Raw genomic sequence first — 13,554 nt, 5'->3', positions numbered from 1 at the left:
TCATTTATTATTTGCGCTTTTTCTTTGTTGGTGATTTTTTGCTTTGAATCAAGGCGTCCAATTTTTCCAAGTATGCAACCTTAGCTTGTAAGTATGTTACTTGTTGTTCAAGTTGCTTATTCTTTTCGTACACTGACATATCTTTATTATTTTTCATTTTAGGCGGTCTTCCTTTAGGTTTATTTAGGCGACCTTCAGCTGCTAAGCGTTCCCATTGATATATCACAAAAGGAGCACTTATTGCGAAATGCCGTGCGGCATTTGTTAACGATTCATGATTTTTAAGTCGCCAATTTATGACCTTTATTTTAAATGAATATTCATAATATGTCTTTGTATTTTTTGAGAAATATTCAATTCCAAATTGTTCAACTTTCCTAATCCATTCATAAAGGGTCGCAGACCCTTTGATACCGTACTTATTAATAATTTTTGTAAATCCTAAACCATTATAATAATCTTTAATGGCAGCTAATTTTAATTCTTTAGAAAACATAAAAGAACCCCTTAGGTTAGATTTCTCCAACTCAAGGGGTTCAGTTCAACTATCCTAATGGATAGTGTTTTTTTATTTATGTACTTGTTTTAATCATCAATCAAATCAAGCACCTTTATCTTACTAGTATTAAGCTAATGCTGCACCAAATAGAACAGTTACAACGAATAAGATGAAGATAATACCAATAAATGAAATGATAGTACCTGCAATAGCAAGACCCTTAGGTTGCTTGAATAAACCAATAATTGAGAAGATGGCACCTAATAGCCATACTACGAAGTCAACAAATGGAATCCATGAAGTAACCAATAAAGCGATTAATGATAGAACGAAACCGGCAGTACCGATACCATTAGCCTTAGCTTGGTTGATGTAGATTGATTGGTTACCACCATTTGGTTGACCATTTTGTTGTTGAAAATCTGGTTGTTGGTTGTTTGAACCGTTATCCATTATGAAAATCCTCCTGAATATGAATGAAAATAATTATATCTAATCATTTTATAATTATTTCTTAACCTAATAATAACTAAAAATAGACACCAGGTCAATTTTTGCTTATATCAAATTCACTTTTTATTTATTTTACATGTAGCCGTGGTTAAAGTTTCTAAGCTTCTTTAGTGTCAACATTGCGATAACAGCAACTAGATACATTAGTGACATGAAGACCATTATTTGTATCAATGAGAACTTCGCCATCAATAATCCCATCATTACGGGTGAGAAACCACCTACTGACTTACCAATTGCCATGATCATGTTATTGGCAGTGGTTCTAATATTGGTAGGATATAGGCGACTGATGATGGCACCAAAGCCACCGTAGAAACCAGCGGCAAAGAATCCGGCTAGTGCACTAAATACCAATAGCATCATTGCACTGTGCGCAATCGCAATTCCATAGATGGCAACGGCAGCTGATAACATGAAGAATGCAAACGCCACCCTAGGACCAATCTTGTCCATGATGTAACCAAAACTAATCATTCCCAAACTGATACCAACGATTGTGGCAATCATCCATAGTGATGACTTTGAAATTGAGACATGAAGTTGTTTTTGCATGATGGTTGGTAACCAGATCATTAGGCCGTAGTAACCGGCGTTTTCAACAATCACCATGATGGTGATGACAATGGTTTGCCATGCCAATTGTGGAGTCTTAAATAGTTCGGAGAATGAAACGTGTGGAAGCTTGTTGTTCTTCTTTACTTCCGCTTCGTAAACCGGACTTTCCTTTAGATGACGACGAATGAAGTAAGCCAAGGCAACCGGAATTAAACCGAATAGGAATAGTGTGTTCCAACCAAACATTGGAAGCACGATGGAAGCGATAATCGCAGCCATGATTCCACCCATTTGACCACCTGCGGCTGAGAAGGAGATAATCTTGCCGACCTTAAATCCTTGGAAGTGTTCAGAAATAAGTGACACCCCTGCTCCGAATTCACCACCGGAACCGACCCCCGCTAAAAATCTTAGTAGGTAGATTTCATAAATGTTATGAGCAAAGAATAGTAATCCTGTCGCAATCGCGAACAAGAAAATTGTATGTGAGAAGATTTTGACACGACCGAATCGGTCAGCCAAAATTCCGAATAACAATCCACCAAATAGTTTTCCTAAATTGGTAATTGTTGAAGTAAGTCCTGCAGCTGCGGGACTGATATGTAAACTCAAAATCATTGATGATAGCGCAAACGATAAGAACATGCTATCCATATTTTCTAGTGCAAAACCAACCGTAGTGGAGGCAAGCGTCTTTTTTTGATCAAAACTAAAGTGCTTTGATTCGTTAATGACATCCATCTATAAATTCCTCTTTCTGTCTAATCACGAACATTAATCTGATTTGTTTTTATAATATACGTATATTATGCTACTTTGTTATGAAAATGGCAACATTTTTCTATTTCTAATCGATATTTGCGATAAAAATCACCATTTCTCCTTAGTAATGTTCGGAAAATAAAAAAGCCGGCAGTCTTCTGCCAACTTCTTATTTAGCGTATTCTTTATTAAACTTACCGATATTTCTAATTGATAGCATCACTAGAACTGCGACGATGTACATTGAAGATAACATCATCATGATTTCAAATAGTGAGTACTTAACCATCAAGAATCCCATCACAAATGGTGATAAACCACCAATTAACTGACCACAGGCCATGATTGTGTTGTTGGCAGTACTTCTGATTCTAGTTGGGTATAGGCGACTGATCACAGCACCGAATCCACCATAGAATCCGGAAGCAAAGAAACCAGCGAATGCACTAGATAGTAACAATGTGATTGGGCTATGAGCAATCGCGATTCCATAGATTGAAACCGCAGCGACAATCATGTATAGACCAAATGCTAGACGAGGTCCTAACCAGTCTAGAATGTAACCAAAGGTAGCCATTCCAACGCAGATACCGATGATGGTAACCACCATCCATAGTGATGACTTTGAAATTGATGTGTGTAATTGTTTTTGCATAATGGTTGGTAGCCAGCTCATGATACCGTAGTATCCGGCCTTTTCAACGATGATCATGACCATCAAACCAAATGTTTGCCACGCAATTGCGGGAGTCTTGAATAACTCTAATACAGACACTTTAGGCGTTTTGTCATCGTGTTTAGCCTTTTCTTCTTCAAAGGCTGGGCTTTCCTTTAAGTGACGACGAATAAAGAATGCCAAGATTACTGGAATTAAACCAAATAAGAATAATGTGTTCCAACCGTATAGTGGTAAGACGATTGAGGCAATGACGGCGGCAACGATGGCCCCCAATTGACCACCGGTCGCTGACCATGAAACAAGTTTACCAATTTTGTGACCCCTGAAGTTTTCAGCAATCAAGGCAACTCCGGCACCGAATTCCCCACCGGCACCAATTCCGGCGATGAAACGAAGTGCGTAGATTTCGTAAATGTTATGTACAAAGAATAATAATCCAGTCGCAATCGCGAACAAGAAGATGGTGTATGAGAAAACCTTAACACGACCAAACTTATCAGCTAAAATCCCGAATAATAAAGCTCCAACAAACTTCCCAATGTTTGTAATTGATGAGGTTAATCCGGCTGCTGCGGGGCTAATATGTAAAGTTAAAATCATTGAAGATAACGCAAACGATAAAAACATGCTATCCATGTTCTCCAAAGCAAACCCGGTGGATGTAGATGCTAACGTCCTTTTTTGGTTAGTACTAAATCCCTTTGACTCTTTGACAATATCCATTTTATTCATCCTTTCAAAATACGAACTATATTATCTATATTTAATATATTATACGTATATTACCACTATTTACGATTAAAACAACCCCTTTTTACATAAAAAGGTGAATAAAAAAGGATGATTAAATAATTAATCATCCTTTTTGTTTTGTAAATTATCTTCGATATTTTTCTCACGTTGGGAAGCTTCGATACGAATTAGCATTTCCATTTGTAGTTGGTTCAATTGGCTTTGGTGTTTGTTATACTTGGTTTGTAAATCAACCTTGGCGTGCAATAGCTTCAATTCTTCTTCAGAACGTAGGTTAACGTGGTAGTCATTTCGACGGTCTAAATCGTCTTTTTCACCAGCACGGTTTTGACTCATCATGATGATGGGTGCTTGAATGGCGGAAATACACGAAAGTGCCAAGTTCAAAAGAATGAATGGGTATGGATCAAAATGCCAGCCGAATAGTTGCATGACGTTAATGAACATCCAGCCAACTAAAAAGACAACAAATGAGATAACAAATCCCCATGATCCACCGACCTTAGCAACCTTGTCAGCTAAGCGTTTACCAAATGTGTAGTTTTCTTGTAGGGCCTTATCGGCATCGATTACTTTAAAATCTTCGTTGTTAATTTTTTGGGTTAAACGACGGTCAATCTTGTTGAAAGCCGCCTCGTCTTTTCGCATCGCTTTTTTAATATCAGCGTATTGTTGTGCGTAATTTTCCATTGTTTCAACTCCCTAAAATATGTATAACCAAAAGTCTATACTTTATTAACCTAATATACAAAGATAAAAACTTGCAGCAAAAAAAGCTATGGCATCAACCATAGCTTTTTTGTTTTATCTAAACGCCTTATCACCGATGTCGGTTCGATAAGCGTAGTTGTTTGAATCAACGTTATCCTTAATTGCTTGATTAACGTTTGCTTGAGCAGCCTTTAAATCTTTGTCTGAGGAAATTACCATCATGATGCGTCCGCCAGAGCTGACTAATTTTTCGTCTTGTTCTTCGACTCCCGCGTAAGCCAATGAAAGTTTTTCATCGCTAAATTGAGGAAGTGTAAGCCCGTTTTTATGGTTACCAGGATAGCCCTTAGCAGCTAGGACGTTGCCAAGGAAGTATCGGTCGGTTTGCCAATCAACGGTTTGTTCTTGATGGTTCATTAGTTTGACAATCACATCCCCCAAATCACCTTGCAACTGTGGCAAGATAACTTGAGTTTCCGGATCACCCATTCGAACGTTGAATTCGATGACTTTGACACCGTCTTTAGTCAGGATTAATCCAGCGTATAGAAAACCTTGGAACAAAATGCCTCGCTTGTGCATTTCAGCCAACACGGGTCTAATCACCTTCACTAACCCCTCGTTTAAGACGTCGTCACCGAATTGAGGAAGTGGACTGTAAGCGCCCATCCCACCGGTATTGGGCCCCTTATCACCGTCATAGATACGTTTGTGATCTTGCGCTAATGGCATGGTTATGACATCCAATCCGTTTACCATCACAATCATCGAGAATTCTTGACCATCTAAGTATTCTTCAATCAGAATTTCCTGGTTGGCATCATTATCAAAGATTTTAGCCAAAGTTTCCTTAGCTTCATCTAAATCTTTAATTATGAAAACCCCTTTTCCGGCAGCCAAACCGTTTAGTTTCACAACGATTGGGAAATCGTGTTCTTCCATGTACGAAAGAGCGTCATCATGATTACTAAAGGTCGCATAAGCAGCGGTTGGAACATCTGCTGATTGCATGACCTCTTTAGCAAACTCTTTGGAGCTTTCCAATTGAGCAGCTTCTTTATTAGGTCCAAAGACTTTCAAGCCAGCATCAGTAAAACGGTCAACAATGCCGTCACTAAGTGGTTTTTCGGGACCAACCACTGTCCAATCAATCTGATTATCCAAGGCAAATTCGATTAGACCATCGAAATCTAATTCTTCGATATCAACAGTTTGAACCCTGTCGATGAAGTTCATCATTGGATTACCGGGTGCTACAAAAACTTCTCGATTGTCGTTTTTAGCTAGACTTTGTGCCATCGCATATTCGCGACCGCCTGAACCAATCAATAACCATTTTTCCATCTTCTTCATAACCTCACTCTAGTGTTTGAAATGACGGTTGCCACTAAATACAAGGGCAATGCCTAATTCATCTGCTTTATCAATTGAATCTTGATCACGGATACTTCCACCAGGTTCAACAATTGCTGTAATACCGTGTTTAGCAGCGAATTCCACACAGTCATCCATTGGGAAGTAAGCATCTGAACCTAATACTGCGTTTGCGTAATCTGACTTAGTTTCAGCCTTCTTGATAGCAATCTTAGTTGAGTCAATACGGTTTGGTTGACCAGAACCAACACCTAAAGTTTGATGGTCTGTGGTAACAACAATCGCATTACTCTTAACGTGTTTAACGGCGTTTTGGGCAAATGCTAAAGCCTTCATTTGCTTTTCAGTTGGTTGCTTCTTTGATACAACCTTGTATTCAGTTGGTTCTTCATGAAGTAAGTCACGTTCTTGAACTAGCATCCCACCTAGAACAGAAACTAGATCCTTCTTATCTGGGTTAATCTTGTCGAAATCAACAGTTAGTAAACGGATGTTTTTCTTCTTAGCCAATACGTCGTAAGCTTCGTCGGTGAATGATGGAGCGATTACGATTTCCAAGAAGATGGCATGCATCTTTTCGGCAGTGGCTAAATCAACTTCACGGTTTAGAGCAATGATTCCACCAAAGATTGAAGTTGAATCTGATTCGTAAGCTAGGTTCCAAGCGGTTAGTAGGTCGTCGGCAGTACCGATACCACATGGGTTCATGTGTTTTAATGCCACGACAGTAGCTTGGTCTGGGAATTCTGCGACGATACGAAGTGCGGCGTCGGCATCCCTTACGTTGTTGTACGATAGCTTCTTACCATGTAGTTGTTTGGCATTAGCTAGTGAGTATGTTTCAGGAATTGGTTCCTTGTAGTATGCAGCCTTTTGGTGACTGTTTTCACCGTAACGCATTGCTTCTACCTTTTCATATGTGTAAGTTAGCTTTTCTGGGAATTCTTCTTTGGTTAGGTAGTTGGCGATTAATGCGTCGTAAGCTGCAGTATGTCTAAAGACCTTCGCTGCCAAACCGCTTCTGTATTCAGCGTCGATTTCGTTAGCGTCGTATCTAGCGATGTAGTCGTCGTAGTCTGCTACGTCGGTAATTACGATAACGTCTTGGCTGTTTTTAGCAGCGGCTCTTAGCATTGAAGGACCACCGATATCAATGTTTTCAATCGCATCGGCATATGTAACGTCCGGCTTTTCAATGGTTTCTTTAAATGGGTATAGGTTGACACAAACTAGATCGATTAGACCAATGTTTTGTTCCTTTAGTTGTTGCATGTGTTCTTCATTGTCGCGACGAGCAAGAATTCCAGCATGAATGCGTGGATGTAGTGTCTTCACACGACCGTCTAACATTTCAGAGAAATTAGTAATTTCTTCAACGGCAATCGCGTCTACACCGTTGTCTAATAAAGTCTTCAATGTTCCACCGGTTGAGACAATATCGTAATCACGTTGTTCTAGTTGCTTGGCAAATTCAACAATTCCATTCTTATCTGAGACACTTAACAATGCTAACTTTTTCAATTTAAATAACTCCCTTTTCAATTAATTGTAAAATCGTGCGTGGGTACAACTGATGTTCAACATCATGAATTCGATTTTCCAAATCCGCTAACGAATCACCTTCTTTTCTATAAACTACCTCTTGAGCAATAATCTGACCGGAGTCGATTCCCGAATCTACAAAGTGAATTGTGACTCCCGTCTTATCAACTCCAGCGTTGTAGGCATCTAAGATGCCCTGTTTGCCGGGAAAACTCGGCAAGAGCGCTGGATGAATGTTGATAATCTTGTTGGGGTAGGCGTTCAGTAACGTTTCCCCAACAATTCTCATGTAGCCGGCCAAGATAATGACTTGGACGCCTTTTTTCTTGAGTTCTTCTAGAATGCGACCCTCACGAATCGCTCTTTTTTCACCCTTATGCAGTTCCGCAATCAAGACTTCAACGTTCTTTTTTTCGGCTCGTTGCACCACAAACGCATCATGGTGATCACATACCAACAATTTGATATCAATTGGTAGGTCAGCTTCAGCAATCGCGTCGAAGTTAGTTCCATTTCCAGATGCAAAAATTGCAACGGGGAGTTTATCTGATTTCAACTGCTTCTTGCTCACGTTTTACCACCTTACCAATCTCAAAATATTCTAGGCCATTATCGGAAAGGTAATTTGTCACTGCTTGAACGTATTCTTCTGGAGCGACTAACACCATGCCGATTCCCTGGTTAAACACAAGATCCATGTCGCTTTGATCCAAGTTACCCCAGTCTTGTAGGCACTTGAAAATGTTTGGTACCGTCCATGATGAACGGTCAATCTTAGCGGTTAAGTCGTTTGGAATTACCCTTGATAGGTTATCGGCAATTCCACCACCGGTGATGTTGGCAATCGCATGAATCGCACCAGATTCGACGATGCCCTTAACGTAGTGGTAATACAAACGTGTTGGGGTTAGTAGTTCGTCAATCAATGGTTGTGATAATCCTTGGTATGTGGCGTTTAAATCAAGTTCAGCATCCTTGATAATCTTACGAACTAGTGAGTACCCGTTGGAATGAATTCCGGATGATTTCAAACCAATTAGTTTGTCACCCTCCTTAACGTTTTGTGCCCCTAGTAAACGTTTTTTGTCGGCAATTCCAACCGCAAAACCACTTAAGTCGTAGTCGTCTTGCTTGTAGATGCCAGGCATTTCAGCCATTTCACCACCAATTAATGAAAGACCAGCTTGCTTACATCCCATCACAACACCTGAAACGATTTCTTTTACTTCTTCTGGAAGCAACTTACCGATTCCGATGTAGTCTAAAAAGAATAACGGTTTAGCTCCTTGCGCTAGGATGTCATTGGCACACATTGCAACTAAGTCGATTCCGATTGTGGTATGACGTTTAGCCTGAATGGCCAACATCAATTTAGTTCCGACACCATCGGTTCCAGAAATTAGAACCGGATCATCGTATTTTGCAAAATGAGATTGAAGTGAATACATTGCGCCGAATCCACCCAGACCGTCGACTACGCTTTGGTCATAAGTAGAAGCGACCATATCTTTGATTGAATTTACCGCTTTTTCGCCGCTTTCAACATCGACACCAGCTTCTTTATATTGGTTAGCCATTCACTTCATCCTCCTCGTATATGTGTAATCTCTTTGCTTCTGCATCGTATGTTTCTTGGTAGTCATACAAAGGTGTTGGATACTTACCATCGAAGTATGCTGTACATAGACCGTGGTATTGGTTGTCACAATCTAAGTCAATTGCTTCGATTAAACCTTCAACACTTAGGTACTTCAATGAGTCCGCTTCGATGATGTCCTTGATTTCTTCAACACTGTGGTTAGCACCAATTAGTTCACTTGGTTTTTGAATATCAATTCCGTAAAAACATGGGTACTTCAAATCAGGTGAAGCAATTCTAACGTGGACTGATTTAGCACCAGCATCCTTTAGCATTTTGACGATAAAACGACTGGTGGTTCCACGGACGATTGAGTCATCAACTAGGATGACATCCTTGTCCTTAATGACTGATTTAACCACGGAAAGTTTCATTGAAACCCCACGTTCACGTCGTTCTTGAGTTGGTTCGATAAATGTTCTGGCAACGTATTGATTCTTGATCAAGCCCATTTCATAAGGAATGCCACTTTCAATCGCATATCCCATTGCTGCAGATAGTGATGAGTTAGGCACCCCGATTACGACGTCCGCCTTAGTTGGATTTTCACGAGCGACCAAAGCACCCATGCGTTTTCTAGCTTCATGGACTGAAACCCCATGAATGACTGAGTCGGGACGAGCGAAGTAGACGTATTCCATTGAACAGATGGTTAGTTCAGTATCTTCGGTGAAGTGGTCAATCTTGATACCGGAGTCATCGACAATGACAACTTCTCCTGGTTGAACATCCCTAACATATTCAGCTTGGACTTGATCCAAGGCACAGGTTTCACTACAAATAACCACGGCACCGTCTTTTCTTCTACCGATTACCAATGGACGTAATCCGTTGGGATCACATACCGCATACATTGCGTCAGGACTAAGTAATACGTAGGCAAAACCACCGTGCATTTGGTTGGCGGCTTCCTTGATACGACCTAGGAAGGTGTCTTGGTTACTGATTTCGATTAAGTCACCGAAAATTTCACTATCAGAATCGGATTGGAAGATGGTTCCAGTCTTTCTAAGCATTTCTTTTAGAGTGTCGGCATTAGTTAGGTTTCCGTTGTGTGATAGTGCGAAATGAGTTTCGGTGTTTTCAAACATAAATGGTTGCACATTGTTGATGGTGTGGCTTCCAGCTGTTGCGTAACGAATGTGACCTAGTGCTGCATTCCCATGTAGTCGATCAAAGGCATGCGGGTCATCAAAAATGGCTCCAAGTAAACCTTGTCCGCGATATCGGTTTAGTCGTTTGTTGGCATCAATGGCAAGAATTCCAGCACCTTCTTGACCACGATGTTGTAAAGCGTGGAGACCACTGTAAGCGACCTTAGCAGCTGGACCTTCAACGCCCCAGACACCAAAGACACCACATTCATCGTTTAAGCTTTTGACTTCATTTGGCATGATAAACTTTCCTTCCAGATGGTTTTTAGAGCAGTCACGTCATCAACGTATTGACCATCTTGTAGTTGTAAGTTGATTTGTTGGCTGTCGTCAGTAACACCAATCAAGTGTGCTTTCTTACCAGCTAGTTTTTCGAAGGCTGCTTGATCTTCTTGGCTAACTGATACAACGTATCTTGATTGAGTTTCTGAGAATAGTTGTGCTTTAGTAATATCGATTTCACCCTTCAAACCAAGATTATGTTCGAATAGTGATTCAAGGATGGAAACGACAATTCCACCTTCACTAACATCATGAGCTGATTCGATTAGGTGGTTGTGAATTAAATCTAGGATTAAGCGTTGGTTGCTAAATTCTTCTTCTAGGTCAAAGTGGATTTTTCCTGAGATTTGTCCTTCTAGGTGTTTTTGAATTTCTGAACCGGCAAAGTCATCATTAGTGTCTCCGATAACGTAAACCAATTCGCCAACTTCCTTGATATCTGATCGGGTAATGTATTGGTTATCTTCGATTAGACCAACCATCCCAATCATTGGAGTTGGATAAATCGCCTTGTTGTCTGTTTCGTTGTATAGCGAAACGTTTCCGGCGATTACCGGTGTATCGAATTTTTCGCAGGCCTTTGAAATCCCTTCAACTGATTGATCCATTTCGAAGTAACTTTCTGAATCGTCAGGGTTACCGAAGTTCAAACAGTCGGTAATTCCGATTGGCACCGCACCGCTTGCGACGATGTTTCTTGCAGCTTCTGATACGGCAATTTGGCCACCTAGTTTTGGATCTAGGTAAATGTATCGACCGTTGGCATCAGTAGTCATGGCAAGTGATTTGTTAGTACCACGCACACGAATTACTCCTGAGTCACTACCAGGTTGAACAACGGTGTTAGCTTGAACACGGCAGTCGTATTGGCGATAAACAGATTCTTTAGAAGCAATGGTAGGTTGTCCGATAATTGTCTTTACCATGTCGTTAACATCGCTGATAACGGGTGTTTTAGCTTCGTCGACGTTTTTCAAACGGTCAGGTTCAACAACATCGTGTTGGTATTCAGGAACATCGTTAACCAAACTTGAAGTTGGAATGTTACAAACAAGTTCACCGTGTTGGTATAAACGGTATTGTTTGTCGTCGTTAACGTGACCAATTACGACAGCGTCTAGATGGTGTTTTTCAAATACTTCTAGGACTTCGTCTTCGTGGCCAGCCTTAACACATAGCAACATTCTTTCTTGAGATTCTGAAAGCATGATTTCATATGGAGTCATGCCAATTTCTCTTTGTGGAACTAGGTCTAAGTCTAAGTCGACCCCACTGTTAGCCTTGTCGGCCATTTCAGCTGATGATGATACTAATCCAGCGGCACCCATGTCTTGAATTCCGACTAGGATGTCCTTGTGGTTATGAGTCACTTCTAGACAGGCGTCAACAAGTAGTTTTTCCATGAACGGATCACCAACTTGAACGGCTGAACGGTCTGATTCTTCTTCGGTACTGAATTGACTTGATGCGAAAGTAGCACCGTTTATTCCATCACGTCCGGTCTTGGCACCGACGTAGATGATTGAGTTACCGGCACCTGAAGCACGTCCGGCTTCGATGTCTGCTTGATCCATCAAACCGACACACATAACGTTGACCAATGGGTTCCCGTCGTAGCATGGGTCAAAACTAATTTCACCACCGACTGTTGGAACCCCGATACAGTTACCGTAACCAGCGATTCCGGCAACGACCTTGTCTAATAGGAAACGATTCTTGTCATTAGTTAGTTCACCAAAACGAAGGCTATCAAGTGAAGCCACTGGTTTGGCTCCCATTGAGAAGATGTCTCTGATGATTCCACCGACACCGGTAGCTGCACCTTCGTATGGTTCAACGTAACTTGGATGGTTATGACTTTCGGCTTTAAATACGACCGCTTGGCCATCACCGATGTCTAGAACCCCGGCACCTTCACCAGGTCCTTGTAGGACACGAGAACCATCTGACCAGAACTTTCTAAGCACTGGCTTTGAGTTCTTGTATGAACAGTGTTCGCTCCACATTCCTGAGTACAAACCGGTTTCGGTGTAGTTAGGTAAGCGGTGCAAAATGTCATTTGAGATTAAGTTATATTCAAAATCAGTTAGACCCCAGTCTTGGTAAATCTTTTGATCTTTAATATCTTGGGGTGTAATTGTCTTTGGCTTTTCCATCTTGTTAGCTCCTAACGTGATTTAATAATGACTTGAATAGCTTCAAGCCGTCGGTTCCACCTAAAATGCTTTCAACGGCACGTTCTGGATGAGGCATCATCCCTAAAACATTCCCTTGCTCGTTCACGACACCGGCGATGTTGTCGCAACTACCGTTGGGATTATCTTCGTAAGTGAAGACGATTTGATTGTTATCCTTTAATTGGGCTAAAGTTTCGTCGTCACAGTAGTAGTTACCTTCACCGTGAGCGATTGGAATATCTATGACTTCTGATTCTTCGTATTGGTCGGTAAACATTGTGTCGTTATTTTGCACGCGTAGCTTGGACCAATCTGAAATGAATTCCATGCTGGTGTTGTGTTGAAGTGAACCCGGTAGCAGGTTAGCTTCCGTTAGGATTTGGAAACCATTGCATACACCCAATACTGGTTTGCCTTCAGCGGCCATTTCCTTAACTGATTCCATAACCGGTGCAAAACGGGCAACAGCACCACTTCTTAGGTAATCACCGTATGAGAAACCACCGGGGATTAGGACACCATCGTATCCATCTAAGTTAGTAGCATCTGAAGTAACTAGGTCAACGTCTTCATTTAGTGAATCGCGTACTGCATAATACATATCCATATCACAGTTGGAGCCGGGAAAACTAATTACTGCAAATTTCATTTCGCCACTTCCTTTAGTTCAAATTCGTATGATTCCATGTTGTGGTTCACTAATAAATCTTTGGCAATGTCGTTAACTACCTTTGATGCTTCATCTTCGCTGTTGGCTTTGATGTTGACTTCAAAGTACTTACCTTGTTTGATTGAGTCGACCTTGTCGTAACCCAAACGTTGTAAGGCGTTCAATACTGCATCACCTTGAGGATCTAAAATTGATGCTTTGTGATGGACATAAATTTGTGCTAAATACATGTTTTCTTCCT

At 40.9% G+C, this 13,554-nt stretch carries 13 protein-coding genes; all 13 read right to left on the bottom strand.

Going from position 1 to position 13,554, the window contains the following annotated elements; genetic code table 11:
• Positions 1–7: 7 nt before the first annotated feature.
• A complete protein-coding gene (locus ACOMA7_RS06155; protein WP_034530918.1) occupies positions 8–496 on the bottom strand; it encodes a helix-turn-helix domain-containing protein in 489 nt (162 codons plus the stop codon).
• 129 nt (positions 497–625) lie between these two features.
• Positions 626–952 carry a hypothetical protein gene (locus tag ACOMA7_RS06150; protein WP_034534785.1) on the bottom strand — a complete coding sequence of 109 codons (327 nt, stop codon included), beginning with the start codon at positions 950–952 and terminating at the stop codon, positions 626–628.
• A 132-nt stretch (positions 953–1,084) separates the two neighbouring features.
• Positions 1,085–2,311 (bottom strand): MFS transporter, encoded by a 1,227-nt coding sequence (locus ACOMA7_RS06145; protein WP_034534784.1) that lies wholly within the window; start codon positions 2,309–2,311, stop codon positions 1,085–1,087.
• Positions 2,312–2,501: 190 nt separating this feature from the next.
• Positions 2,502–3,734 (bottom strand): MFS transporter, encoded by a 1,233-nt coding sequence (locus ACOMA7_RS06140; RefSeq protein WP_421392676.1) that lies wholly within the window; start codon positions 3,732–3,734, stop codon positions 2,502–2,504.
• Positions 3,735–3,863: 129 nt separating this feature from the next.
• Positions 3,864–4,454, bottom strand: a complete 591-nt coding sequence (locus ACOMA7_RS06135; RefSeq protein WP_054608520.1) for a DUF1003 domain-containing protein — start codon at positions 4,452–4,454, stop codon at positions 3,864–3,866.
• Between the two features lie 114 nt (positions 4,455–4,568).
• On the bottom strand, positions 4,569–5,828 hold the full coding sequence (purD, locus tag ACOMA7_RS06130) for a phosphoribosylamine--glycine ligase (RefSeq protein WP_421392673.1): 1,260 nt from the start codon (positions 5,826–5,828) through the stop codon (positions 4,569–4,571).
• Between the two features lie 9 nt (positions 5,829–5,837).
• Positions 5,838–7,370 (bottom strand): bifunctional phosphoribosylaminoimidazolecarboxamide formyltransferase/IMP cyclohydrolase, encoded by a 1,533-nt coding sequence (gene purH / locus ACOMA7_RS06125; protein WP_421392671.1) that lies wholly within the window; start codon positions 7,368–7,370, stop codon positions 5,838–5,840.
• Between the two features lies 1 nt (position 7,371).
• Positions 7,372–7,962, bottom strand: a complete 591-nt coding sequence (gene purN, locus ACOMA7_RS06120) for a phosphoribosylglycinamide formyltransferase (RefSeq protein ID WP_301945287.1) — start codon at positions 7,960–7,962, stop codon at positions 7,372–7,374.
• A complete protein-coding gene (purM, locus tag ACOMA7_RS06115) occupies positions 7,934–8,968 on the bottom strand; it encodes a phosphoribosylformylglycinamidine cyclo-ligase (RefSeq protein WP_421392668.1) in 1,035 nt (344 codons plus the stop codon). Before purM ends, purN begins: the two co-directional genes overlap by 29 nt.
• Positions 8,961–10,424 carry an amidophosphoribosyltransferase gene (gene purF, locus ACOMA7_RS06110; protein ID WP_421392665.1) on the bottom strand — a complete coding sequence of 488 codons (1,464 nt, stop codon included), beginning with the start codon at positions 10,422–10,424 and terminating at the stop codon, positions 8,961–8,963. The genes purM and purF overlap by 8 nt, the downstream gene beginning before the upstream one ends.
• Positions 10,400–12,622, bottom strand: coding sequence for a phosphoribosylformylglycinamidine synthase subunit PurL (gene purL / locus ACOMA7_RS06105; protein WP_421392662.1), 2,223 nt, complete (start codon positions 12,620–12,622; stop codon positions 10,400–10,402). Before purL ends, purF begins: the two co-directional genes overlap by 25 nt.
• A gap of 4 nt (positions 12,623–12,626) precedes the next feature.
• Positions 12,627–13,292 carry a phosphoribosylformylglycinamidine synthase subunit PurQ gene (purQ, locus tag ACOMA7_RS06100; RefSeq protein ID WP_421392659.1) on the bottom strand — a complete coding sequence of 222 codons (666 nt, stop codon included), beginning with the start codon at positions 13,290–13,292 and terminating at the stop codon, positions 12,627–12,629.
• The gene (gene purS / locus ACOMA7_RS06095; protein WP_263505332.1) at positions 13,289–13,543 is read right to left on the bottom strand and encodes a phosphoribosylformylglycinamidine synthase subunit PurS; all 255 of its coding nucleotides are present in this window, start codon (positions 13,541–13,543) and stop codon (positions 13,289–13,291) included. The genes purQ and purS overlap by 4 nt, the downstream gene beginning before the upstream one ends.
• Positions 13,544–13,554: the final 11 nt, after the last annotated feature.

The sequence above is a fragment of the Apilactobacillus intestinapis genome (assembly GCF_049166695.1).
In the GTDB taxonomy this organism is placed as follows: domain Bacteria; phylum Bacillota; class Bacilli; order Lactobacillales; family Lactobacillaceae; genus Apilactobacillus; species Apilactobacillus kunkeei_C.
Note: the sequence above shows the minus strand (reverse complement) of the source record. Positions and strands in the feature narration are given on the sequence as shown.

Bases quoted from the DNA above. Each gene is read 5' to 3' on its own strand.
- ACOMA7_RS06155 (WP_034530918.1), bottom strand. From the start codon at position 496: ATGTTTTCTAAAGAATTAAAATTAGCTGCCATTAAAGATTATTATAAT.
- ACOMA7_RS06150 (WP_034534785.1), bottom strand. From the start codon at position 952: ATGGATAACGGTTCAAACAACCAACAACCAGATTTTCAACAACAAAAT.
- ACOMA7_RS06145 (WP_034534784.1), bottom strand. From the start codon at position 2,311: ATGGATGTCATTAACGAATCAAAGCACTTTAGTTTTGATCAAAAAAAG.
- ACOMA7_RS06140 (WP_421392676.1), bottom strand. From the start codon at position 3,734: ATGGATATTGTCAAAGAGTCAAAGGGATTTAGTACTAACCAAAAAAGG.
- ACOMA7_RS06135 (WP_054608520.1), bottom strand. From the start codon at position 4,454: ATGGAAAATTACGCACAACAATACGCTGATATTAAAAAAGCGATGCGA.
- purD (WP_421392673.1), bottom strand. From the start codon at position 5,828: ATGAAGAAGATGGAAAAATGGTTATTGATTGGTTCAGGCGGTCGCGAA.
- purM (WP_421392668.1), bottom strand. From the start codon at position 8,968: ATGGCTAACCAATATAAAGAAGCTGGTGTCGATGTTGAAAGCGGCGAA.
- purF (WP_421392665.1), bottom strand. From the start codon at position 10,424: ATGCCAAATGAAGTCAAAAGCTTAAACGATGAATGTGGTGTCTTTGGT.
- purL (WP_421392662.1), bottom strand. From the start codon at position 12,622: ATGGAAAAGCCAAAGACAATTACACCCCAAGATATTAAAGATCAAAAG.
- purQ (WP_421392659.1), bottom strand. From the start codon at position 13,292: ATGAAATTTGCAGTAATTAGTTTTCCCGGCTCCAACTGTGATATGGAT.
- purS (WP_263505332.1), bottom strand. From the start codon at position 13,543: ATGTATTTAGCACAAATTTATGTCCATCACAAAGCATCAATTTTAGAT.